Origin of the sequence: Pedobacter sp., assembly GCF_040513095.1 — a bacterium.
Lineage (GTDB): Bacteria > Bacteroidota > Bacteroidia > Sphingobacteriales > Sphingobacteriaceae > Pedobacter.
In genome coordinates, this window is the sequence record NZ_JBEVDX010000071.1 from 1 (window position 1) to 23,987 (window position 23,987).

The 23,987-nt window shown below is 43.6% G+C and carries 19 protein-coding genes; 9 read left to right on the forward strand and 10 right to left on the reverse strand.

Annotated elements, in window-relative coordinates; all coding sequences use genetic code 11:
- Nucleotides 1–32: 32 nt before the first annotated feature.
- From ftsZ to ABWY16_RS09040, 3 genes are all read left to right on the forward strand, one after another.
- The gene (gene ftsZ, locus ABWY16_RS09030) at nt 33–1,664 is read left to right on the forward strand and encodes a cell division protein FtsZ (RefSeq protein ID WP_353904319.1); all 1,632 of its coding nucleotides are present in this window, start codon (nt 33–35) and stop codon (nt 1,662–1,664) included.
- Between the two features lie 170 nt (nt 1,665–1,834).
- Entirely contained in the window at nt 1,835–3,076 is a 1,242-nt protein-coding gene (locus tag ABWY16_RS09035; protein ID WP_353904320.1) for an aminotransferase class I/II-fold pyridoxal phosphate-dependent enzyme, read from the forward strand.
- A gap of 259 nt (nt 3,077–3,335) precedes the next feature.
- On the forward strand, nt 3,336–3,515 hold the full coding sequence (locus ABWY16_RS09040) for a BF3379 family histone-like protein (protein WP_353904321.1): 180 nt from the start codon (nt 3,336–3,338) through the stop codon (nt 3,513–3,515).
- A gap of 53 nt (nt 3,516–3,568) precedes the next feature.
- On the opposite strand, the gene dapA is transcribed toward ABWY16_RS09040, so the two are convergent.
- From dapA to ABWY16_RS09055, 3 genes are read right to left on the reverse strand one after another with little or no spacing between them, the layout of a single operon-like run.
- The gene (gene dapA, locus ABWY16_RS09045; RefSeq protein WP_353904322.1) at nt 3,569–4,450 is read right to left on the reverse strand and encodes a 4-hydroxy-tetrahydrodipicolinate synthase; all 882 of its coding nucleotides are present in this window, start codon (nt 4,448–4,450) and stop codon (nt 3,569–3,571) included.
- A gap of 14 nt (nt 4,451–4,464) precedes the next feature.
- A complete protein-coding gene (ligA, locus tag ABWY16_RS09050; RefSeq protein WP_353904323.1) occupies nt 4,465–6,477 on the reverse strand; it encodes an NAD-dependent DNA ligase LigA in 2,013 nt (670 codons plus the stop codon).
- Between the two features lie 9 nt (nt 6,478–6,486).
- Nucleotides 6,487–7,170 (reverse strand): ACP phosphodiesterase, encoded by a 684-nt coding sequence (locus ABWY16_RS09055; protein ID WP_353904324.1) that lies wholly within the window; start codon nt 7,168–7,170, stop codon nt 6,487–6,489.
- A 62-nt stretch (nt 7,171–7,232) separates the two neighbouring features.
- On the opposite strand from ABWY16_RS09055, the gene tyrS reads away from it, so the two are divergent.
- The gene (tyrS, locus tag ABWY16_RS09060) at nt 7,233–8,519 is read left to right on the forward strand and encodes a tyrosine--tRNA ligase (protein WP_353904325.1); all 1,287 of its coding nucleotides are present in this window, start codon (nt 7,233–7,235) and stop codon (nt 8,517–8,519) included.
- A gap of 79 nt (nt 8,520–8,598) precedes the next feature.
- On the opposite strand, the gene ABWY16_RS09065 is transcribed toward tyrS, so the two are convergent.
- Genes ABWY16_RS09065 through ABWY16_RS09075 form a run of 3 tightly spaced genes read right to left on the reverse strand, consistent with a single transcriptional unit; the run spans nt 8,599 to nt 12,396 of the window.
- Nucleotides 8,599–9,582, reverse strand: a complete 984-nt coding sequence (locus ABWY16_RS09065) for a LuxE/PaaK family acyltransferase (RefSeq protein WP_353904326.1) — start codon at nt 9,580–9,582, stop codon at nt 8,599–8,601.
- Nucleotides 9,583–9,597: 15 nt separating this feature from the next.
- Nucleotides 9,598–9,912 carry a hypothetical protein gene (locus tag ABWY16_RS09070; protein ID WP_353904327.1) on the reverse strand — a complete coding sequence of 105 codons (315 nt, stop codon included), beginning with the start codon at nt 9,910–9,912 and terminating at the stop codon, nt 9,598–9,600.
- Between the two features lie 45 nt (nt 9,913–9,957).
- Nucleotides 9,958–12,396, reverse strand: coding sequence for a penicillin acylase family protein (locus ABWY16_RS09075; protein WP_353904328.1), 2,439 nt, complete (start codon nt 12,394–12,396; stop codon nt 9,958–9,960).
- Nucleotides 12,397–12,570: 174 nt separating this feature from the next.
- Between ABWY16_RS09075 and ABWY16_RS09080 the strand changes: the two genes are divergently transcribed.
- Complete coding sequence (locus ABWY16_RS09080) at nt 12,571–15,042, forward strand: glycoside hydrolase family 31 protein (protein WP_353904329.1); 2,472 nt, start codon at nt 12,571–12,573, stop codon at nt 15,040–15,042.
- A 57-nt stretch (nt 15,043–15,099) separates the two neighbouring features.
- Nucleotides 15,100–17,058: a 1,4-alpha-glucan branching protein GlgB gene (glgB, locus tag ABWY16_RS09085; RefSeq protein ID WP_353904330.1), complete on the forward strand. Its 1,959-nt coding sequence runs from the start codon at nt 15,100–15,102 to the stop codon at nt 17,056–17,058.
- A gap of 100 nt (nt 17,059–17,158) precedes the next feature.
- Here glgB and gap read toward each other — a convergent pair whose 3' ends face one another.
- From gap to pfkA, 3 genes are read right to left on the reverse strand one after another with little or no spacing between them, the layout of a single operon-like run.
- Nucleotides 17,159–18,160 carry a type I glyceraldehyde-3-phosphate dehydrogenase gene (gap, locus tag ABWY16_RS09090; RefSeq protein WP_353904331.1) on the reverse strand — a complete coding sequence of 334 codons (1,002 nt, stop codon included), beginning with the start codon at nt 18,158–18,160 and terminating at the stop codon, nt 17,159–17,161.
- A 5-nt stretch (nt 18,161–18,165) separates the two neighbouring features.
- Nucleotides 18,166–19,008 carry a hypothetical protein gene (locus tag ABWY16_RS09095; protein WP_353904332.1) on the reverse strand — a complete coding sequence of 281 codons (843 nt, stop codon included), beginning with the start codon at nt 19,006–19,008 and terminating at the stop codon, nt 18,166–18,168.
- 1 nt (nt 19,009) lies between these two features.
- On the reverse strand, nt 19,010–19,996 hold the full coding sequence (pfkA, locus tag ABWY16_RS09100) for a 6-phosphofructokinase (protein ID WP_353904333.1): 987 nt from the start codon (nt 19,994–19,996) through the stop codon (nt 19,010–19,012).
- A 385-nt stretch (nt 19,997–20,381) separates the two neighbouring features.
- Between pfkA and ABWY16_RS09105 the strand changes: the two genes are divergently transcribed.
- Nucleotides 20,382–21,071, forward strand: coding sequence for an NUDIX hydrolase (locus ABWY16_RS09105; RefSeq protein WP_265790545.1), 690 nt, complete (start codon nt 20,382–20,384; stop codon nt 21,069–21,071).
- A gap of 77 nt (nt 21,072–21,148) precedes the next feature.
- Here ABWY16_RS09105 and ABWY16_RS09110 read toward each other — a convergent pair whose 3' ends face one another.
- Entirely contained in the window at nt 21,149–22,015 is an 867-nt protein-coding gene (locus ABWY16_RS09110) for an N-acetylglucosamine kinase (protein ID WP_353904334.1), read from the reverse strand.
- Nucleotides 22,016–22,513: 498 nt separating this feature from the next.
- On the opposite strand from ABWY16_RS09110, the gene ABWY16_RS09115 reads away from it, so the two are divergent.
- Nucleotides 22,514–23,557 (forward strand): threonine aldolase family protein, encoded by a 1,044-nt coding sequence (locus tag ABWY16_RS09115; protein WP_353904335.1) that lies wholly within the window; start codon nt 22,514–22,516, stop codon nt 23,555–23,557.
- 39 nt (nt 23,558–23,596) lie between these two features.
- The coding region (locus ABWY16_RS09120; protein WP_353904336.1) for a biotin carboxylase N-terminal domain-containing protein at nt 23,597–23,987 on the forward strand (391 nt) is incomplete at its 3' end.

Genomic DNA, 23,987 nt, shown 5'->3' on the forward strand with positions numbered 1-23,987 from the left:
AACCAATTTTTAAGTAACTGATTCATAAATATATGTATTTTGAAATGTTAAAAGATAAGTCATCAATCATCAAGGTAATTGGTGTTGGTGGCGGTGGTGGTAATGCGGTTAACCATATGTACCGTCAGGGAATTGCAGGTGTAGACTTTATAATTTGTAACACCGATGCGCAGGCATTGGAGTTCAGTCCTATACCGAATAAAGTACAGCTAGGTGCAAGTTTAACCGAAGGGATGGGTGCAGGCTCAATTCCTGAAGTTGGGAAAAATTCGGCTATTGAAAATATAGACGATATCAAAAGCATGTTGGGCAGTACCACAAAAATGTTGTTCATTACTGCCGGAATGGGCGGTGGAACCGGTACCGGTGCCAGTCCGATCATTGCGCAGGCAGCCAAGGAACTGGACATCTTAACAGTTGCGATCATTACTACGCCATTTTCATTTGAAGGTAAGCGCCGTAAGATGCAGGCTGAAGACGGTCTGGATGAACTCAAAAAATATGTGGATTCTTACCTTGTGATCTCGAATGACAGGTTACGTGAGATATTTGGTAACCTGACGCTGGGCTCTGCCTTTGCACAGGCTGATGATATCTTAACAACAGCTGCCAAGGGTATAGCAGAGATCATTACCGTTCCGGGTTATATCAACGTGGATTTTAAGGATGTGCGTACGGTAATGAAAGACAGTGGTGTTTCTATCATGGGTAGTTTTGCCTGTGAAGGGGAGAACAGAGCTTTAATGGCTGTAGAAGGCGCATTGGCATCTCCACTGCTAAAAGATAATGAAATTGAAGGTGCGAGATATATATTGCTGAACATCAGTTCTGGTTTACGTGAAGTGACAATGGACGAGGTAGCAATCATTACAGACTATATCCAGGACAAGGCAGGTTTATCTGCAGATCTGATCTGGGGTAACTGCATTGATGAAAATCTGGGCGATAAACTATCGGTAACGATTATTGCTACAGGATTCCAGACTACGGAACAGCGTGCAAAGGACAAACAAAATGTAAAGAAAATCTCTTTGCTGACTCCGGAAGAAGCACCACTGGTAAAGCCACTGGAGCCTGTAAATTCTTTTATCGAACCTAAGACGGCCGTTTCAAATGAGCCGGTAATGAAACTGAAAGAGGATATCAAACAATCGGATCTTTTTGGCGACATGTACAGCGGTAACAGGGGCAGACAGACTGAAGAGTCTGAAACTTCAATGATCAGACATACACTGGTTGAAGAAGAAACTCCTGCTGAAGCAAAACAGGAAGCGGGTATTGATTTTGAACTGAAGGTTTCTGAAACTGATTTTGTTTTTGAAACACCAAAATCCAGCTATGTAGAGCCTGCGGCACAGGTACAGGAAGAAGAAGTTGCTGAACCGGGACTGGATGATGATAAAAGTGATGAATCCATAGCAGATCAGCTGCAGAAATCCAAAGAACGGATCATGCGTTTAAAAGACCTGAGCATGAAATTGCGTACCACGAACGGATTACAGGAAATGGAGAATGAACCAGCTTACAAACGCAAGCAGATGCAATTGCAGCAGGTACAGCATTCTTCGGAATCGCAGGTGTCAAGATTTACATTAAGCAATGATGAAGAGGGAGGTACTGAAATCAGACCGAACAATTCATTCTTACACGATAATGTTGATTAACCTTTTCTACAATTATTAACAGAAAGCCTTAGCAAAAATTTGTTAGGGCTTTTTTTGCGTTACAATCGCTGTTGCACCAGATAATAAAGTATACTAAATTAGTAGAATTTGTATATCAACTGCAGAAAGCTTAAATTCGCAGCAAATAAAATAACTTAAATACAGTAACATTGGATATTTTTGAAAAGATAGCAAAGCATATGGGCCCGCTTGGGCAACACCAGAAGTGGTCTCACGGATATTTTTCTTTCCCCAGATTAGAAGGAGAAATAGCGCCGCATATGAATTTTCGGGGTAAAGAGCACCTGGTTTGGAGTTTAAATAATTATCTGGGCCTGGCTAACCACCCTGAAGTAAGGGAAGCTGACCAGAAGGGTGCGGCAGAATTTGGTATGGCCTATCCAATGGGTGCCAGGATGATGTCTGGAAATTCAAAATACCATGAACAGCTGGAAACTGAACTTGCCGCATTTGTAGGCAAGCCAGACGCTTTTCTGCTGAACTTTGGCTATCAGGGCATGGTATCCATCATCGATTGCCTTGTAGACAGAAATGACGTGATCGTGTATGATGGTGAAAGTCATGCCTGCATTATAGATGGCCTTCGTCTGCATCTGGGTAAACGTTTCGTTTATAAACACAATGATATTGACAGTGCGCGCAAGCAGCTGGAACGTGCAACGAAACTGGTAGAACAAACCGGTGGGGGCATACTTGTTATTACTGAAGGTGTATTTGGTATGTCGGGTGCACAAGGTAAGATCAAAGAGATCATTGACCTGAAAAAAGAATTTAATTTCCGTCTGCTGATTGATGATGCACATGGTTTTGGTACTATGGGCAAGACCGGTGCCGGTACACATGAAGCCCAGGACAGCATCGAAGGTGTAGATATCTATTTTGCAACATTTGCAAAATCTATGGCTGGTATTGGTGCATTTGTTGCCTCTACGGAGGAAATCACCAACTTCTTACGCTATAATATGCGTTCACAGACCTTCGCAAAGGCTTTGCCTATGCCAATGGTGATCGGCTTGTTAAAGCGCTTAGAGCTCCTTAAAAACAATCCTGAACTGAGAGAGCGTTTGTGGCATATTGCTACAACTTTACAAAAAGGACTGAGGGCACGCGGATTTGATCTGGGAATTACTGATACTATGGTTACACCGGTATTCTTAAAAGGTGAACTGCAGCAGGCAACTGCCCTGACACTGGATCTTCGTGAAAATTATGGAATTTTCTGTTCTATCGTGATCTACCCCGTTATTCCGAAAGGTTTGATTGAGCTGCGCCTGATCCCAACCGCGATGCACACCATTGAGGACGTAGACCGTACCCTCGAAGCTTTCAGTGCTATTGCTGAGAAGTTAAATAGTGGTCATTATAATGATAATCAGTTTATCGCAAAATAGTTCAGGACTGTCTGAAGAAACGCCCTCTAATTAGGATTAGAGGGCGTTTTTTGTTAGAAGTATTTTTCATGTACTTAATTATCAGGTTGATAGGTGATGTTTTGCCGGCAGTTATGTGGATAACCCGCTTTTTTGTGGAAAAAAAGACTGTTTTTCAGCTTTTTATTTGTCAGCCTAAATTTTCATTTCTTAGAATAATCCAATACATTAGTAATTAAGTATTAATCAAACCTAAAATATAAACCAAAAGGTAATTGAAATGAAAAAATTTGATGACTTAAAAAAACTGGTGACTTCACTGGAAGGTGATGCAGACAAGTTTTACAACAAAGCCAACAGTGCTGCCGGAACGCGTGTTCGCAAAGGGATGCAGGATCTTAAAAACATAGCGCAGTCTATCCGTTTAGAGATTCAGGAAACAAAAAACAAAGAAGCTTAACCAATTTCTTTTGATTTGTATGATAACGCCCCGGTTATGCCGGGGCGTTTTTATTATGCTCTTATTTTTTGGATCTGTGAAGCGATTTGCGCAGTTAAACCAGCAGATGCCGGTACAAGTGGAAGGCGCAGCTGATCACCGCAAATACCCAGCTGCTTTAAAGCTGCTTTAACGCCTGCAGGGTTGCCTTCGGCAAATATCAGACGGGTGAACTCAATCAGCTGCAGATGCAAAGGCTGAGCGGCTTTAAAATCACCTTGCAGGCAAAGTCTGATCATCTCAGACAATTCAAATGGCAAAGCATTTCCCACTACAGAGATTAAACCAACTCCACCCAGTGCGATCATCGGCAGGGCCACAGGATCATCACCTGAGATTAGCATAAAATCTTCAGGTTTATCCCTCATGATCTGGTTAAACTGATCGAAACTGCCAGAAGCTTCTTTTGTTCCGATTATATTTTTACAGTCTGTAGCCAGTCTGCAGGTAGTATCCGGGCTCACATTGCTTGCAGTACGGCCAGGTACATTGTACACAAACACATCCATATCAGTAGATTCACTGATGGCTTTGTAGTGCTGATAGATTCCTTCCTGTGTTGGTTTATTGTAGTAAGGGCTCGCAGACAGGATCGCATCATAACCATGGCGTTCAAAATCCTTGATTGCCTCAATTACTTCTGCTGTATAATTGCCGCCGATACCTGCTACCAGTGGTAAACGACCGTTATTTATTTCTGCTGTATATGCCCAGATCTTCTTCTTTTCTTCCTTATTGAGTGTTGCCGACTCTCCTGTGGTACCCAGCGATACCAGGTATTCTACCTTTCCCTCGATCTGGTAGTTGATCAGTTTTTCCAAACCGTCGTAATCTACCGATCCATCTGCATTAAATGGTGTAACCAGCGCTACACCCGTTCCGTGGAATCTGTTCATTTTTATTCGAATTTTTACTTCAATAGCTCTAATAAATCTTCCTCCGAAATCAGGGGAATATTTAGTTTTTGGGCTTTCTCTAATTTGGATGGGCCCATGTTGTCGCCGGCAAGCAGATAGTTGAGCTTCGCAGAGATGCTGCTCAAAATCTTTCCGCCGTTGCTTTCGATCATCTCTTTCAGTTCTTCCCTGCTGTGATTTTCAAAAACCCCCGAAATTACGAATGTTTTTCCAGTTAATTTATCACTTTCCAATGTAATCACTGTGTTTACCGCTTCAAATTGTAATCCATAGGCTTTCAGGAGGTTAATTTGGGCGATATGAGCCGGGTGACTGAAGTATTCGGTAATGCTTTCGGCAATCCGTTGTCCGATCTCGTCGATAGCGGTAAGCTCTTCCACTGATGCAGCAATTAAATTGTCTATATTTTTGGTGCCAACCGCCAGTTTTCTGGCTACTGTTTCTCCCACATAACGAATGCCCAGTCCGAAAAGTACCTTTTCAAATGGCATTTGTTTGGACAATTCTATTCCCTTCAGCATATTGTCGATCGAGCGCTCGCCGAACCGCTCAATGTTTTTTAGTTCTGCGGCTTTATCCTTAAGAATATAGAGGTCGCTGATATGATTGACCAGTCCTCTCTGGTGAAAGGATTCAATCGTTTCATCGCCCAGTCCGTCAATATTCATCGCCTTGCGGGAAATAAAATGCTGGATCTTGCCTACGATCTGGGGCGGGCAGGCTTCGTCGTTAGGGCAGTAAAAAGCTACTTCGCCTTCGTTACGGATAAGTGTAGTGCCACACTCAGGACATTTTACCGGGTAAATGACTTTCTCTGCGCCTGCCTTACGCTTCTCCAGGTTCACGTTCATGATCTTGGGTATGATCTCACCGCCTTTTTCTACAATAACACTATCACCAATATGGAGGTCGAGCCGCTCAATCTCATTTGCATTGTGCAGTGTTGCACGTTTGACAGTTGTTCCCGCCAGTAATACAGGTTTTAAGTTTGCTACCGGTGTAACTGCTCCGGTTCTTCCCACCTGGTAACTTACGCGTTCCAGTATGGTTTCCACTTCTGCAGCTTTGTATTTATAGGAGATTGCCCATCGGGGCGATTTTGCGGTGAAACCAAGTTCCTGCTGCTGTGCAAAACTGTTTACTTTGATAACGATCCCATCAATATCATAGCTAAGCTTAAAACGCTGCTGTTCCCAGTAGTGGATAAACTCCAGTACCTGGTCAATACCGCTGCTCAGTCTTGTATGTTCTGATACGTGGAAACCCCATTTTTTAAGTGCCTCCAGACTGTCCCAGTGTGTTTTGAAATATTCTTTTTCGGTATTCAGGAAGTAGAAAAAGGCATCCAGCGGTCGTTTGGCTACTTCCTTGGGGTCCTGCATCTTTATCGTTCCTGAAGCAAAATTGCGGGGATTGGCATATGACACTTCACCCAGCTCCTCACGTTCCTTATTCAGGCGTGCAAAAGCGGCCCTGTGCATCAGGATCTCTCCGCGTATTTCAAACAGTGGGGGAGCCTCAGATTTTTTCAGGTGATGAGGGATATTGCTGATGGTTTTTACGTTGGAGGTTACGTCATCTCCTTTTGTTCCGTCCCCGCGGGTAACGGCCCTCAGCAGGTTGTTGTCCTGGTAAGTCAGGCTGATGGACAAGCCATCGAACTTGAGTTCGCATACATATTCGAAATTGTCTCCTATCGATTTTTTGATACGTTCATCAAAATCACGCAGGTCCTGCTCATTATAGGTATTGCCCAGAGAGAGCATCGGCCATTTATGTTTGACGGTAACGAAGCTCTTGGTAATATCTCCGCCCACTTTAAGGGTTGGCGAATCAGGATCTGCAAACTCCGGATGTGCTTTTTCGAGCTTGCTGAGTTCTTCAAGTTTTTTATCGAACTCATAATCGGCGATGGTGGGCATCGCCAATACATAATAATTGTAGCTGTGCTGGTTAAGTTCCTTAACCATGGCATCCATAGTGTCCTGAATAGAAGATTGTGACATAACGCGAAGTTATTTATTTTTATTGAGCTCTTTTCCTACCTCAGCGAAGATCGTCAGGAAATTATTTTCCAGCTGCTGCCTGAACCTGCCGAGCTGGATGGTCAGGATATCCAGTTGTGTTTGCTGAAATGGGTCCTTCCAGAGGCGCATACAAATCCGGTTGAGCGAGTAGGTGATATTCTCCATATCCGCATAGCTGAAAAGATACCTGCTGCTGATAAAATCATCGAGAAACTTATCAAACCTGTGCTGATCAGGCAATCCTGCCAGCCGTAAAAAGCCGCTGAGCTCCTCCGTCCGCGAAGCCTGTAGCTGTTCATAAAATTGAGCTGCATCCACTACATTGTGTGTGAGCAGCAGTTGATCCAGAATGAGTTCCAGACCAATGTGCGCCAGAAAAAAGGCCTTTACAGGTCCTGTTTCCACCGCAGGCAGGATCATCTGTTTGAGGATAGCGGTCTGTTCCCTGAAGAAAGCTGAGGAATGGAATAACCTGTCCACTTCCAGGTGCCTTTTCCATCCTGTAAGCAGCGAGTTATATCCGGGGACATCTGTAAAAAGGTATTCGTCTTTCTGTGGGTTGAGGTTCCAGTTTTTATCTGCATTTTTAATCAGATCGGGTAATACTACTCCCATTACGATATAATCGTCGGTGTTTTTGCGTTCGAAATAAAAATGGGAAAGGAAGTTCATCGCTTTAAAAGTAGAAATTTTTTAACAAGGCTTTTCTTATCTTTGCCGAAAAGTATAGAAGAATGACCAATTTTGTTGACGAATTAAGATGGAGAGGCATGTTACACGATATCATGCCCAATGCAGAAGATAAATTAAATGAGGGCATGTGCTCGGGATATATCGGCTTTGATCCTACAGCAGATTCTTTACATGTTGGTCACCTTACACAGATCATGACGCTTATCCATTTTCAGCGTGCGGGGCATAAACCCTTTGCACTTGTTGGTGGTGCTACAGGTATGGTGGGCGACCCCTCAGGTAAATCGGACGAGAGAAACCTTCTCAATGAAGAGACGCTTGCGGTTAACCTGGAAGGGATAAAAAAACAGCTGAATCAATTTCTGACTTTCAGTGATGAAGGCAATGGTGCGGTGATGGTGAACAATGCAGACTGGTTTAAGAACTTCAGTTTTCTGGATTTTATCAGGGATGTGGGCAAACACATCACGGTAAACTATATGATGGCAAAGGATAGTGTGAGGAAACGCCTGGAAGGTGATACAGGGATGTCATTCACAGAGTTCAGCTACCAGCTGGTACAGGGATATGATTTCTATTACCTCTGGAAAAATCATAACTGCAGCATCCAGATGGGCGGATCTGATCAATGGGGCAATATTGTAACCGGAACAGAGCTGATCAGAAGAAAAGAAAGCGGTACAGCTTACGGGATGACCACACAACTAATCAAGAAATCTGACGGTACCAAGTTTGGTAAAACCGAAAGCGGTGCCATCTGGTTAAACCCGGAAAAAACTTCTCCCTATAAATTTTACCAGTTCTGGCTCAATGCTACCGATGCTGATGCCAAAATGTGGATCCGCATTTTTACTTTAAAAGGCAAAGAAGAACTGGAACAACTGGAGGCAGAACATAATGCTGCTCCTCACCTGAGAATATTGCAGAAAGCCCTGGCTACGGATATTACGATCAGAACACACTCTGAGGCTGCGCTGGAAACTGCATTGAAAACTTCTGAGTTTTTGTTTGGCAACGGAGCATTGTCTTTCCTGGAAACGTTGAGCCATGCGCATGTGCTGGAAATTTTTGAAGGTGTGCCTCAGTTTGCGGTTAGCCGTGAGGAACTTGCTGCCGGAATTGATACGGCGACTTTACTGGCCGAGAAAACTACGGTTTTTCCTTCAAAAGGTGAAGTGAAGAAAACTGTACAGGGTGGTGGATTAAGCATCAATAAAGAAAAGGTAGCAGAAGCAAATGCAGTTTACGCTGTGAGCAACCTGATCAACGACAAATATATCATCGTTCAGAAAGGCAAAAAGAATTATTTCCTGCTGATCGCTGAATAGATTTATAAATAAGCTGATTGAAGGGCTGTGCTTTTTTGCAGCCCTTTTTTGTTATAGATGCCGGCCCTCAAAAGGCGAATTACTGCACGAGCAGGTTGCAGCCCCTGATATCGGCATTGTCAAAACGGCCTAACACTTCAAAGGAGCCGTCCGGGAATACCCTGCCAAGATCCTGTGTAGCAATAAATGAGCAGGAGTTGATATTAGCGAGGTCAATAACATTGATACCTCCGGTCTGGTTGGATTGGAGCAGGGTCAGGGGATCGTTTGTATCCCTCAGGATGATCTTCATCCAGCCGGGGCATTCAAAGATGCCTTCTCCTTTAGAATAACCTTGTGACAGCAGTTCGGTCATCCCATACTCGCTGTGTATCGCATTTACGCCAAAGCCGCTTTTCAGGATGTCATGCAGTTCTTCTCTTACCATTTCTTTTCTTTTTCCTTTCATCCCGCCGGTTTCCATTACTATCAGTTCAGGAAAATCCAGCTGGTAATTCTCCAGGAAATCCAGTAAAGCATAAGTTACTCCTATGAGAATGGTTTTCTGTCTTTTATGTTTCAGGGTGATGAGTTTCTGGTATAGGTCATCGTGATTGTGAAGAAAATATCCGCTGTCAGGATGCTGGCTTTGTTTGAGCAGGGAATCGATCATATAGATCAGTGAGGAGCCATCTCTTTCCAGGTATGAAGGCAGTAGCGCAAGCAGGCAGGTATCTTCGGCTGTGCCGTAGAACTGGGCAAAGGCAAGGTTAAAACTTTCCTCATACAATTTAAGATCGGTTACATAGTGACGGCTTTGTACCATTCCGGTAGTACCGGAACTGCTGAAAATAATTTCCTCTTTTTCCTCTCCGCTCTGTACACGATGGCTTTTGAAAAAGCTGATCGGTAAATAGGGAATGTCAGCAACCGCGGTCACCTGCTGCGGGTAAATCCCCAGGTGACTGATGAACTGACTATAGGGTGCGCAACGTACTGCCTGGTATTTGAAGATGGCTAGTGCGGCATCGCTAAACTCTTTTTCGCTGCGGATGGAAAAAACGGAAGGAATTGAAATTTTCACTCCGCAAAAATACAATTAAAGTTTAGTATTCGATTTATTGGCAAGGACGGCTTTGCGGAAATGATAGCCGCAGAAGCCGCATATTCCTGCTACAAATCCACCAATAAGGGCGGTGACGATCAGGATCCACCACCAGGCGCGCAAACCAAAGAGCTGAGCTACACGGGTTACGAGAAGATTGTCGTTGGGGATGGATTTAAACAGGGCCATGCCTGTCCAGAGCAGCAGGATCGCAAAAAAGGGATGCCACAATGACATTTTTCCGGTTTTGCCGATGATTCCGCAGGTGGCAAAAGAGATGATGACAATGACCCACCATGGCAGGACCATTTGTAATAAGAACGACGCAATGAGTATGATGAAAAAGACCATGTATTATTTTTTTGTGATTGTCAGGTGTGAAATCGTTTTGCCGCTGGGGTCAGCCGGCGAAGACATCAGGTACAGGTCGTATAATTTCCCGCCGGCCCAGGTATCGATCATGTTGTCATAAAAAGGACTGCCCGGATTTCCGGATTGCCCGCCGGGATACACCCCATGCCCTTTGGGTTTTTTGCCCAGTTCAACTACCATCCTCCAGGAAGGGCCGTTGCTTTCGCTCAGTGCATTGATTGTACCTTTCGCGCCGCCGATCATTAGCTTTTTAGAGCCAAAACCGGTGATGTTCAGCAGGTGGGGCACATTTGTTTGCTTGAGGTTTGCCCATTCCCAGGATTTGCCTATAGGGCCAAACTTCCTTTCGAGACTATCACATGCGTATTTTATGGATTCGTTTACCAGCTCTTCCAGGGTTTCTTTTGCAGGTGTTTTCACATTATCAAACCATTTGGATGTAGGGTCTTTAGTGATCAGTGCAACAGTGCGGTCTTTGGAAGGATACTGCATCGGGCTGCTGGCATCCGTAAAGTCGTCACTCCAGATATCTGAGAAGAGGCGGGCTGTCCATAACTGAAAGATGCTTCCTCCAATGCTGTTCGCTGTATAATATTTGTCCCATTTACTGATAATATCAAAAGCTTCTTTTTGCGTTGCATTCAGTTTGGAAGGATCTACTTTTGAGAGCAGTGCTGGCAGGACATCCTGCGCGAGTATACTGTAGCTGTCGCTCTGCATGATCCTGAGGCTGTCTGCCGTAGCGTTTTTCATTGCTTTCAGCCTGTCGTTGATCCTCTTGCCCCTTTCATAGTTTCCAAATTCCCAGTTGATGTAATAGGGATAGGTCTGGTCGGTTGAGGACTGGTTTGCGGAGCTGACGAAGTTTCTCTGGGGGTTTTTCACAGTAGGGTTCTCTGCAGCGGGTACCCATCCCTGCCAGTCGTCTTTTGGATCGGTACCGTCCAGGATGAATTTACCCTGATCCTTGTACTTGAGCGGGAATTTGCCGTTGGCAGTGATAGAGATATCATTATCAGCCGAAGCAAAGATAAAGTTTTGTGCCGGGGCACTGTAGTAAGTTAATGCTTTGCGGTAATCCGTATAGTTTTTGGCGCGGTCAAGATAGTAGAAGGCCATCATCTCATTAGATTGGTCGTGGGCAATCCAGCGCAGCGCATTGCCAGTAGGGACGTTGTCGGCCAGTTTCAGTTTGGCCGGTTTCTGGAAATAGACCACAGGGCCGTGATGGGTATAGAAGACCGTATCGGTTTCGTTTCTGCTGCCCCTTATTTTGATCACTTCCATTCTTCTGGTCGTGTTTTTCCATTGATTGTTATACCAATACTGCTGGTGTGAATTGTCTTTGAACCTGATCTGGTAATAATCGAGGATGTCTGCATCCACATTTGTTACTCCCCAGGCGGTACGGTCATTGAATCCGATTATGATCCCCGGCGCGCCCGGCAGTGATACGCCATAGGCATTGAGCCCGGGAGCATTCAGCTGGATCTGGTACCAGATGGAGGGCAGGGTTAAGTTTAAATGCGGATCATTGGCCAGGATGGGATAACCTGAGGCGGTTTTCGCTCCTGCCAGTGCCCAGTTGTTACTGCCTATACCGTCTTCCAGTGTTTTTGTGCGTGTTTTTCCTGTGCTCTTTTCAGAAAATGAGGCAGGTGGCTGCGGAATCCGGAGTGGTTTAAAATTCCAGGATGTTCCTGCAGGAATGATAGGGTCTTCTTTGAAGGGATAATCGGGAAAAAGATCTGCGGTTACCTGAGGCCCGAATTTCTTCAGGATATTGGTCATGTAAAATTCTGTGGAGCCCATGGCAAGGGTAGCCGACATCTGTTTGAGCAGGAGAGCACACTTGAGCGGAGTCCAGTCTTCAGGTTTAAAATCAAGCAGTTTATATTCCAAAGGCAGCCGGGCACCGGATAGGGAGTGGATGTAAGTATTGATACCCTCGGTATAGGCATTGATCATTTCCCTTGATTTAGGATCGGCCATCATCCCTTTAAGCGAGTTTTCGGCACCATATACCATTCCCATTCTGCGCTGGTACTTATCAAGTTCGATCGCTTTTATGCCAACTACCTCGGATATTCTCCCGGCAGCATATCTGGTCTGGAAATCCATTTGAAAGAGGCGGTCCTTTGCCGTGAGGTAGCCCTGGGCAAAATAGACATCGTGGTCATTTTTCGCAAATACATGCGGGATCATTCTGTCATCATAAACAATCTCTATCGCTGCAATGGTACCATCCATTTTTAGGTTGATCTGCTGGTTGACCTGTAGTTGCTCGGCATTTTGCCAGAATCCTGTAAAGGGGTTAAGGAATTTGAGGAGAGGAGGGAGGCTGCCAAATTTTGTATTGAAACTGAAAGCCAGTACAAGCGGAATAATGAGGCAAATCAATGCTTTGAGTTTGTTCTTCATAGTAGTGATAAAATCGCCGTTTTAAATGAACAATCGTGAATTTGTACCATTAGGGCAATTTACAGAAAATTGAATATAATCTCCACAAACCTTGTCTTTTGATATAATAATTAACACTTTAGCCATGCCAATCAGGCGTTATTACTATACGAGCTTATCACAGAAACCATTTGTATGGAAGAATTTGAAGAACAAGGAAACGAAATAAAGAACAGCGAGAACATTAAAGAAATAGTAGAAGAAACTATCCAGCATTTAAACAATCCGGTACTTGATCTTAAGCCGATTGTTAAAAAATACCTTACCCAGGTGCATAGTGTTCGTAAAGAAGGCAACAGATTTTTCTTTTCAGACGGTGAGGCCAGTGTAGAGGTTAGGGTGGTGAGCGATGAGATTATCAGGGTAAGGCTGGCTCCCCATAGCGTGTTTCTGGATGACTTCTCTTACGCTGTGCCGGTGGTGGACCAGAAGGTGAGTACCTTCCATATGACTGAGATGGAAGATGCTTATCATATCGCTACCAATACCATCACATGCAAGATCAGAAAAAACGATTTTCATATCTCTTTCACAGAAAACCTGACACAGATGATCATGAGCGAAGATGCTTCGCCTATGCACTGGGAAGAAAATGCCGAATTTGGCGGTTATTATGTGTTTGCCACTAAAAAGTGCTTCCCGGAGGAGAATTTCTTCGGACTGGGCGATAAATCAGGTAATATGAACCTGCGTGGCCGTCATTTCCAGAACTGGAATACCGATGCGTATTCATTTGGATGGGACCAGGACCCGCTGTACAGGACTATACCTTTTTATACAGGGGTGCATGAGCAGTCGGCCTACGGGATATTCTTCGACAATACTTTCCGCTCATACTTTGACTTTGGAAAGGAAGACAATGACAAAACCAGTTTCTGGGCTGATGGCGGTGAACTTCAGTATTACTATATTCACGGCCCTCACATGATGGACGTGCTTAAGCGCTACCAGACCCTTACAGGTACGCATCCAATGCCACCAAAATGGGCTTTGGGCTATCACCAGTGCCGCTGGAGTTATTATCCCGAGACCAAGGTGAAAGAAGTGGCCAATGGTTTCCGCTCCAACAAAATCCCCTGCGATGCCATTTATTTTGACATCGATTATATGGACGGCTACCGTTGTTTTACCTGGAACAAAAAGCATTTTCCTGACCCCCGCAAGATGATCAAGGAACTGGCCAATGATGGTTTTAAAACCGTGGTTATGATTGATCCGGGAATTAAAGTGGACGATAACTACTGGGTATTCAAGGAAGGAAAGGAAAATAACTATTTCTGCAGAAGGAGCGACGATTACTTTATGGAAGGCCACGTATGGCCGGGAAGATGTCAGTTTCCTGATTTTACCAATCCCAATGTGAGGGAATGGTGGGGGGGACTGTACAAGGAGCTGGTGGAAATGGGCGTAGCAGGTGTCTGGAATGATATGAATGAGCCGGCGGTTTTCGGGGCTGGTACTTTTCCAAACGACGTGCGTCACAATTACGACGGTTTCAGAGGCTCACACCGCAAGGCACACAACGTTTACGGGATGCAGATGGTACGTTCTACCTATGACGGATTGAAAAAACTGATGCGCAACAAACGGCCGTTTACGATTACCCGTGCAGGATATTCCGGGATGCAGCGCTATGGCTGTGTCTGGACAGGGGATAATGTGGCGAGCTGGGAGCATCTGAAGATTGGAAATATACAATGCCAGCGAATGTCAGTTTCGGGCGTTCCGTTCTGTGGAACAGATATAGGCGGATTCAGCGGCGAACCTGATGGGGAACTGTTTACCCGATGGATACAACTGGGAACATTCTCTCCCTTCATGCGTGCGCACTCTGCCGGTGATACGGCAGAAAGAGAACCCTGGAGTTTTGGAGAGCCCTACACCAGTATCAACAGAAAGTTTATTGAGTTGAGATACAGGCTGATGCCATATTTTTATTCGGTATTCTGGGAGCACCACCGTTATGGTTTCCCTATCCTCAGGCCTCTGGTGATGCTGGAGCAGGAAAATGTTGCGAACCATTTCAGACAGGACGAATTTGCCTACGGGGACAAGATCCTGGTATGCCCGATCCTTGAAAAGGACGCCGTTTCCAGGATCGTCTATCTGCCCAAAGGACAGTGGTATAATTACTGGACACATGCAGTACTCGCAGGAGAGAACGAACACCATATTGAAGCACCACTGGAAGATATGCCGATATTTATCCGTGCCGGGGCAGTCATCCCTGAATACCCGGTTATGCAGTATGTAGGTGAGAAAAATGTAGACGAAGTACTGCTGAATATCTACTATGCTAACTATGAGGTGAATTCCTTTTTCTTTGAAGACCATGGAGATACATTTGCCTATGAGCAGGATATCTATTCGGAAAAGAAATTCATCGTGAAGGGTACAGACCGCAGTCTGGTCATTGAGCAAAAACTGGAAGGGCTTTATACACCCAATTATGAATTGTATAATTATAATTTAATTGGCATTCCTTTTGGAGTAAAGAAAGTAAGCGTAGATGGAATGGAAGTCAGGGATTACTTTTTTGACGACCGCAATTCTTTACGTTTTAAATCCAATAAAAACTTTTCTGAAATACAGATACTGGGTGTTTAACTCAACACACGGGATTTGTCTGGAGGAATTTTAAAATCGAATATAACCCAATAAATAATGGCTAAAGCTAAGCAGCGCAAACCTGCAGATGAAATAGTGGCGAAGCGTGATGATGCACCTGTATGGATATTTAGTCTGCTGACAGATTTTGATGTGGCCCTGTTTATTTCAGGCAAACATTTTCGGCTATATGAGAAAATGGGTGCCCATGTGGTAGAATCCAACAAAGTTAAGGGTACCTATTTTTCTGTATGGGCCCCTAATGCGCAGGATGTCTATGTGATGGGCGACTTCAATCAGTGGGAAAAGACATCGCACCGCCTGTATAAAAGGCTGGATGCTTCAGGAATTTGGGAGGGCTTTATACCGGCTACCGGCAAAGGAACGATCTATAAATATTTTATCAGGGGTTTTGATGGTTCTGCCATTGAGAAAGGTGATCCTTTTGCAACAAGATGGGAACATCCTCCACAGACAGCCTCTATTGTCTGGGAGATGGACTACAGCTGGAAAGATAAAAGCTGGTTAAAAAAGCGGCCGAAGTTAAATGCGCTGGACCAGCCCATGTCTGTTTATGAAGTACATCTCGGATCATGGCAGCGTGATCCTTCGGAGCCGGACAGAATCCTGACTTATAAAGAAATTGCCAACAGCCTGATTCCCTATGTGCTTGAAATGGGCTTTACCCATGTAGAACTGATGCCGATCATGGAATATCCGTATTTTCCTTCATGGGGTTACCAGATCACCGGTTACTTTGCAGCGAGCTCAAGACACGGAACTCCTCAGGAACTGATGTACCTGATTGAACAGCTCCATGCAAATGATATTGCGGTGATCCTGGACTGGGTACCTTCGCATTTTCCGGGCGATGCCCATGGTTTATTCCAGTTTGACGGTACGCATTTGTATGAACATGCGGATATGCGGAAGGGCTTTCATCCCGACTGGAAATCCTATATTTTTAACTATGACCGGAATGAGGTAAGATCATTCCTGATCAGTAATGCCATGTACTGGCTGGATCTGTTCCATGCCGACGGGCTGCGGGTAGATGCTGTAGCCTCTATGCTTTACTTTGATTTTTCCAGAAAAGCAGGGGATGCCGCTACGAACGAGTATGGAGGTTCAGAAAACCTGGGCGCTATACAGTTCCTCAAAGACCTGAATGATTCGATTTACACGAACTTTAAAGGCGTACAAACCATTGCCGAGGAGAGCAGCACCTATCCGGGCGTAACCAAAGCAGTTGCCGATGGTGGCCTTGGTTTTGGCATGAAATGGATGATGGGCTGGATGAATGATACGCTGAAATACTTTAAGACTGATCCGCTGGCCAGAAAACATCACCATCATCAGCTCACCTTCAGTATCACCTATGCTTTTACGGAGAACTTTATGCTGCCATTTTCGCATGATGAGGTGGTGCATGGTAAATCGTCGATGATTTATAAGATGCCCGGTGATGAATGGAGAAAACATGCGAACCTGCGTTTGTTATATGCCTACATGTTTACCCAGCCAGGGACGAAGCTGCTTTTTATGGGCAACGAATTTGCGCAGAACGGGGAGTGGAACTTTACGCGGTCGCTCGACTGGGACCTGCTGCAGTATCCTTCGCACCGTGGCATGCAGAACTATGTGAAATCGCTCAACAAATTTTACCGCTCTCAACCTGCGCTTTACAATTTCAATTTTTCTGCTGAAGGTTTTGAATGGCTGAGCGCAGATGATGCTGATCACTCGATATTTGCTTATATCCGTAAAGGGCACAAAGCAGAGGATACACTGATCGTGATTCTGAACATGACACCTGTTTACAGGGAAAACTACAGAATGGGACTGCCTTTTAAGGCCGATTGGAAAGAGATCTTCAATAGTGATGATAAGGAATTCTTTGGCAGCGGAAAACGCAATGCAGGGAACTTTAAGCCTGAACGGATTGCAGCAAACCACAGGGAATATTCTATACTGATCAATATTGCACCGCTTGGTGCAATGATCCTGAAACAGTAATTCTTTCTACTGTTTTTCCAAATATATGGTTAAAAAGAAAGGGATGATCCATCCGGACTCATCCCTATTCTAACCAAATATAAACCTGTATGAACGGGTTTTACTTTAAGTTTCCGTAGTACTCAACGAATTTTGCTAAAGCTGATGAATAGCCCCATTCGTTATCATACCATGAAACTACTTTTACGAAGTTATCATTCAATGCAATACCTGCATTGGCATCAAAAATAGATGCGTGATCATCACCGATAAAGTCAGAAGAAACAACTTCATCTTCAGTGTAACCAAGAACACCTTTCAATTCACCTTCAGAAGCAGCTTTCATTGCATCTTTAATCTGTTGGTAAGTTGCTGGTTTTTCTAAACGTACTGTTAAATCTACTACTGAAACGTCAGCAACCGGTACGCGGAAAGCCATACCTGTTAATTTACCTTTCAATGCAGGGATTACTTTAGTTACTGCTTTGGCAGCACCTGTAGCAGAAGGGATGATGTTAGAGAAACCACCACGGCCACCTCTCCAGTCTTTATGAGAAGGACCATCAACAGTTTTCTGCGTAGCAGTAACCGCATGTACAGTACTCATTAAGCCTTCAGCAATACCCCAGTTATCATTTAATACCTTAGCAATTGGTGCAAGGCAGTTTGTAGTACATGAAGCGTTTGAAACAACAGTCTGATCTGCTGTTAACTGGTCATGATTTACACCCATTACGTAAGTAGGGATTGAATCATCTTTTGCCGGTGCTGAAAGAACAACTCTTTTTGCACCTGCTGCAAGGTGTTTTTCTGCATCAGCCTGGGTTAAGAATAAACCAGTTGATTCAATTACAGTTTCTACACCTACTTCATTCCATTTTAAGTTTGCAGGATCTCTTTCTGCAGTGATACGGATAGTTTTACCGTTTACTACCAGGTTTCCGCCTACTACTTCAATCGTTCCATCGAAACGACCGTGTGTAGAATCGTATTTTAACATATAAGCCATGTAATCCGGCTCAACCAGATCATTTATAGCAACGATGTCTAAACCTCTTTTTAAAGCAGCTCTAAAAACTAATCTGCCGATACGGCCGAAACCGTTTATTCCAATCTTTGTCATTATTATTAATTTGAATAGTAATTAAGTAAATTATATATTGGTTCTTTTGTAATAGTAGTAATTTCAAAGTTATTCTTCTGAGCAACTAAACGGAGGCGGTCCTGAAAATTCCCTGCTACTATACCTACAAAATGTATTTCTTTATCAGGATACTCTTTCAGGGTAGGTAACAGGTATGTATTTATATAACGTTGAAAGGCATCATCAATTAATCGCTGAATATACGGATGTTCTCTGTTTTCTATATAAAAATCAAGGAAAGAACTTAGAAATTGCTGAGCTAATGACTTTTTATAGACTCTTTCCAATATCTCTGACCGGTTAATGTCATATTTCGTGCCGAACTTTTTCAGCAGTTCTGCCGGCAGTTTTTCCTGCAGGAAGTGTTTTAGTATGATCTTTCCGAGGTAATTTGCTGAACCTTCGTCACCGAGGATAAAACCCAGTCCGAAGTTATTTGGCACAGGGTTCTGTCCGTTGAAATAAGCACAATTGGCACCGCTGCCAAGGATACCCACAATTCCTGATTTGTTAAAGCATGCTGCTATTGCTGCACCATGCAGGTCGTCATGTACAGTGACCTTTGCAAATTTGAAGAAAAGCGACATGGATTCTGCCAGTTCGTTCCTTCTTTCAACGCAGGTTGCACCGGCTGCAAAAACGTAGATCTTTTTAATCTGCTCTGCATGATTAATCAGGATTGTTTTTTTATTGAGCTGCTGCAGCAATGATTTTTGATCAACAAAAAAGGGGTTGATGCCCGGCATACTGCATTCAGCTATCGTTTTACCGTCTTTAGCTATTTTCCAGATTGCAGTTTTTGTACCACTGTATACTACCGCTATCATATTAGATGGATAAAACGTGAGTCATTTCTAAGAGATCACTCTCCAATTTAAAATTATGTTCCGTCAGCGCCTCATCAAGGCTCGTTAAAGCAATTTCATTTCCTCTCAGTCCTACCATCATCTGGGTGCTGCCTTTCAGCAACTCATTCACAGCGGCATAACCTAAGCGGCTGGCCAGAATCCTGTCAAAGCTGCTCGGACTTCCGCCACGCTGCAGGTGGCCTAAAATGGTGACTTTGGTATCGTAGTGATCGAACTTTTCTTTCACATGTTTAGCGATATCATAAGCGCCACCTTGTTTGTGGCCTTCTGATACAATAACTATACTTGAAGTTTTCTTTGTGATTGCACCGGCACCAAGCTGTTTAATGAGCTCATCGATGCTGGTTTCTTTCTCTGGCAGCAATACTGCTTCTGCACCACATGCAATGGCACTCCGCAATGCGATACATCCGGAATCCCGGCCCATCACTTCAACAAAGAACAGTCTGTCATGTGCATCTGCCGTATCCCTGATCTTATCGATAGCTTCCACTACGGTGTTCATAGCCGTATCGTAACCCAAAGTAAAGTCAGATCCATAAAGGTCGTTGTCAATAGTACCGGGAACGCCAATCACATTGATCTGATGCCTCTGGGCAAAACGACGCGCACCTGTAAAAGTCCCGTCTCCTCCAATCACAACCAGGGCATCGATATTGTGTGCCTTCAGGTTCTCAAACGCAAGGTCCTGACCTTCGTCCGTTTTAAATTCTAAACAGCGTGCTGTTTTTAATATTGTTCCACCCATATGGATGATATTGCTCACAGAACGTGCATCCATCGGGATAATATTATTGGTTATTAATCCCTGGTAGCCCTGCAACACACCAAACATGTTTATACCATTGTATATGCCGGTGCGTACAACTGCTCTTATGCATGCGTTCATTCCGGGAGCATCACCTCCTGAGGTCAAAACAGCTATATTTTTGATATTTGGTCTCATCTTATAGGTTACGAATATACCGTGTAAATACTACACTAAGTAATTTATTTTGATTTTTCTCTATAAATCGCCGGCAAGTATATTAATTTGCTTTAGTTTTTAAAAGTTTTAATATTTCACCTAATCTATTTGAAATCATTAAATGTAAATCATGTGACCGGAATGTTACACGACATATCCTGGAATACATGTTAGTTACAATATGAAATTTATAAAAAAAGTTTAATACATTTACGACAATTCATACTTTGTGTTCTGTTTCCAACAGGAGAATAAAGTATTTTTTGTTTACCGGACAAAGCTGGAAATAACCTTTTAAATTGGTTTAAACAGCTATTTTGGCGATATAAATTAACCAGATATTGTAAAACTAACACTTATTGTTTTGATAGAAGTCTTACCACAATTTAATTCCACCTTTTCAATTGACTGTATATTGTTCGGATTTGATGAAGGAGAATTAAAAGTTCTGCTTATTGAAAGGAATGAAGAACCTTTTAAAGACTGGTGGGCTTTACCAGGAAACCTGGTAAGCGAGAACGAAAGCCTGGACCAGTCGGCCTCCCGGATCCTGCATGAACTTACAGGAATTGAAAATGTTTACATGGAGCAGTTCTATACCTTTGGTGATGTTGGCCGTCACCCGCAGGGAAGGATCATCTCAGTAGCTTATTATGCAATGTTGCGTTTAGGCGGCGACAAAGCCCTGAAACCAATCAGCAACTACGCCAAACAGGCCTACTGGATCAATGTAAAGGAACTGCCTAAACTTGCGTTTGACCACCAGAAAATCTTTGACCAGGGACTCGAGAAGATCAAGAGAAGAATCAAACATCAGCCTATTGCCTTTGAACTCCTGCCTGAAAAATTTACGCTCACCCAGTTACAGAACGTATATGAAGTGATCCTGGGTAAAAAGCTGGACAAAAGAAATTTCAGAAAGAAAATGTTGAGTTTCAACGTACTGAAGGACCTCAACGAAAAGCAGAAAGGCGTATCTTTCAGGGCTGCTACCCTGTACCGCTTTGATAAACGGAAGTACGGAAAGTTATTTGGAAAAGAGATCTCGTTTTAAAAATATGAGCCCCTTTAAAACTGCCTGGCCCCAAAATTTAACAATTTGGGGCCAGGCAATTTTAAAGGGGCTTATTTCTATTTGGCTAATTTCTTCGCAGCCTGCATATGGTAATCAACGAGGTCATCTATAGGAGAACGGATGATTTTACCTACGCCCATTTCATACCTGTCTGCAACGATACTCAGGATATCCCTGAAACTGTATCCTACAGAGCCTACACAGTTCAGCTTGTATTCTTTATAGTTAGGATAGTGAATCACCAGGTTTTCAAAGAATGCTGTAAAAGCATATTCTACTGTGGAGAAGGTATAATCTTCATAGTTGTCTTTGAAGTCATATAAAAATTTACTGAAACCGGCACAGAAGCGGTTTGGAAGTGGTTTGTTGTAAATGTGGTCGAATATATCTTCGTTAGTCAGTGCAAAGTTGTCATAAAAGCTTTCTCTCAGGCCTTTAGGCATGTAACCTTTCATATAATCGCTGAGGATACGTTTGCCGATAAAACATCCGCTGCCTTCATCACCAAGGAAATAACCCAGGGAATCAATGTTCAGGGAAATATCAGTTCCATCATAGAGGCATGAGTTTGTACCTGTTCCCAAAATAGCTGCAAAACCCGGCTCATCGCCCAGTAGTGCCCTGCAGGATGCCAGCAAGTCATGACCAATATTGATCTCCGCATTTACAAATACCTGTGCCATTGCATCTGCCACTATTTTTTTCTTGGCATCAGTTGAACATCCGGCGCCGTAGTAATAGACTCCTGTTAATTTATCGGCCTCTAAATGATCAGGTAAAGATTTTTTTAAAGATCCAACAATGTAATCAGTATCTGAGAAATACGGATTGTAACCTTCGGTATTAAAATGAATTTTTCTACCAGCTTCATTAATTAAACACCAATTGGTCTTGGTTGAACCACCATCTGCAATAACTATCATCTTAATTTGTTTTTTGGGGTGTAAAAGTAAATAATCCTGACAACTCAAATTTGTTTTTTTTCATTTGATTTTTTTTTATCATTATTAGTTACACATGATCATAATGTTTTTTATCCGATCCTGCGTTTTTATTTGGTTAGTTTTATTTCTGTCCGGCGGTTATCCGGTTAATTCATTCCCGCCCGGGGTAAATATATTAAATCTTAAAATCTTGTTTTTGAATTAAGTATCAGGTATTCAGAATTTTAAATCGCTTCCCGGTACATATTGTCAAAATAACACTAAGCTAAAATTACATTAGTTATTTTAAAATCCAAATTTTAATATTTTCTGAAAGCTGATAAAGGTCATTATATTCTTTAATAATATCAACTGGTTATATTTTAAAAGCCTCATATTTAGGTATTAAAGAATTTAATATGGCGTTTTGTAATAATTTCGCCTCCAATCAGAAAAGGAAACAGAAAAATGTAATATTTGTACTGTTTATCCCAAGATATGATGCAGATAAAAACGGACTTTAGAAGTGATACAGTAACCGTACCTACAGCAGGTATGTTAGAGGCAATGATGACAGCCAGGGTTGGCGATGATGTTTACGGGGAAGATGAAACCGTGGCGGAGCTGGAGGTTAAACTTGCCAGGATTTTTAATATGGAGGCCGGGTTGTTTTGCCCTTCAGGAACCATGACCAATCAGATTGCGATCAAGTGTTTCACCCAGCCCATGGATGAAGTGATCTGTGATCAGACGGCACATGTTTACCGTTATGAAGGAGGTGGGATCGCTTATCATTCTATGGCTTCTGTACGGTTGCTATATGGACCCCGGGGTATCCTGACACCGGAACTGATTGCTCCTGAAATTAATGAGGACAATATCCATTATCCGAATTCGGCACTGGTTGTGCTGGAAAATACCGTGAATAAGGGAGGTGGTGCATGTTATACGCTGGACCAGATTGCGCCGGTCCATGAATTATGTAAACGCAGCGGCTTAAAGCTGCATCTTGATGGTGCAAGGATTTTTAATGCGCTGACTGCAACAGGGGATATGGCTCATAATTACGGTCAGTATTTTGACGGGATCTCCGTTTGTCTGTCAAAAGGACTGGGTGCACCGGTTGGCTCGGTTCTGCTGGGATCAAAAGAAACAATTCACAAAGCAAGGAAGATCCGCAAGGCATTCGGCGGTGGCATGCGGCAAGCCGGTTTCCTGGCAGCTGCGGGTATTTATGCGCTGGACCATCATGTAGAACGGCTTGCTGAAGATCACCGGCATGCGGTCCTGCTGGCAGATGCATTAAAGGCGGCCGATTTTGTAGAAGACGTTATGCAGGTGGAAACCAACATTGTCATCTTTAAACTTGCCAAAGGTTATACTTCAGCAGCGGTAGTCAGCAGCCTGAGCGATAATGGCATCTTATGCGGGACTACCGGGCCTGACACTATAAGATTTGTAACACACTTAAATATCAGCGAAGACATGATCGCCTATGCTATTCAGACTTTAAAAGAACTGAAACCACTCAGAAATATTTAATTTACGGCAAAGTCATGACCATAAAAAGCAGATAAGCTGATGAATAAAATCCTGATTGCAAACAGAGGTGAGATTGCCCTGCGTATCATGCGCTCGGCAAAGGAAATGGGTATCCTTACCGTTGCCGTATTTTCGGAAGCTGACAGGGAAGCACTGCATGTACGTTATGCGGATGAGGCCGTGTTCATCGGCCCTGCTCCGGCAAGTCAGTCGTACCTGGCCGGGGAAAAAATCATTGATGCCTGCCGCGCTACAGGAGCAGACGCTATCCATCCCGGTTACGGCTTTTTGTCGGAGAACCCGGCTTTTGCAAAAATGGTAGCTGATGCAGGGCTGATCCTGATAGGGCCAACACCGGAGGCTATGGCGATCATGGGTAATAAGCTTTCGGCAAAGGCCGCGGCATTGAAATACAATATTCCAATGGTGC

Excerpts from the sequence above, each read along its gene's own strand:
- ABWY16_RS09070 (WP_353904327.1), bottom strand. The coding sequence starts at position 9,912 with ATGGTCCTGCCATGGTGGGTCATTGTCATCATCTCTTTTGCCACCTGC.
- dapA (WP_353904322.1), bottom strand. The coding sequence starts at position 4,450 with ATGAACAGATTCCACGGAACGGGTGTAGCGCTGGTTACACCATTTAAT.
- gap (WP_353904331.1), bottom strand. The coding sequence starts at position 18,160 with ATGACAAAGATTGGAATAAACGGTTTCGGCCGTATCGGCAGATTAGTT.
- tyrS (WP_353904325.1), top strand. The coding sequence starts at position 7,233 with ATGACCAATTTTGTTGACGAATTAAGATGGAGAGGCATGTTACACGAT.
- ABWY16_RS09075 (WP_353904328.1), bottom strand. The coding sequence starts at position 12,396 with ATGAAGAACAAACTCAAAGCATTGATTTGCCTCATTATTCCGCTTGTA.
- ABWY16_RS09080 (WP_353904329.1), top strand. The coding sequence starts at position 12,571 with ATGGAAGAATTTGAAGAACAAGGAAACGAAATAAAGAACAGCGAGAAC.
- ABWY16_RS09040 (WP_353904321.1), top strand. The coding sequence starts at position 3,336 with ATGAAAAAATTTGATGACTTAAAAAAACTGGTGACTTCACTGGAAGGT.
- pfkA (WP_353904333.1), bottom strand. The coding sequence starts at position 19,996 with ATGAGACCAAATATCAAAAATATAGCTGTTTTGACCTCAGGAGGTGAT.
- ligA (WP_353904323.1), bottom strand. The coding sequence starts at position 6,477 with ATGTCACAATCTTCTATTCAGGACACTATGGATGCCATGGTTAAGGAA.
- ABWY16_RS09115 (WP_353904335.1), top strand. The coding sequence starts at position 22,514 with ATGATGCAGATAAAAACGGACTTTAGAAGTGATACAGTAACCGTACCT.
- ABWY16_RS09110 (WP_353904334.1), bottom strand. The coding sequence starts at position 22,015 with ATGATAGTTATTGCAGATGGTGGTTCAACCAAGACCAATTGGTGTTTA.
- glgB (WP_353904330.1), top strand. The coding sequence starts at position 15,100 with ATGGCTAAAGCTAAGCAGCGCAAACCTGCAGATGAAATAGTGGCGAAG.
- ABWY16_RS09095 (WP_353904332.1), bottom strand. The coding sequence starts at position 19,008 with ATGATAGCGGTAGTATACAGTGGTACAAAAACTGCAATCTGGAAAATA.
- ABWY16_RS09055 (WP_353904324.1), bottom strand. The coding sequence starts at position 7,170 with ATGAACTTCCTTTCCCATTTTTATTTCGAACGCAAAAACACCGACGAT.
- ftsZ (WP_353904319.1), top strand. The coding sequence starts at position 33 with ATGTATTTTGAAATGTTAAAAGATAAGTCATCAATCATCAAGGTAATT.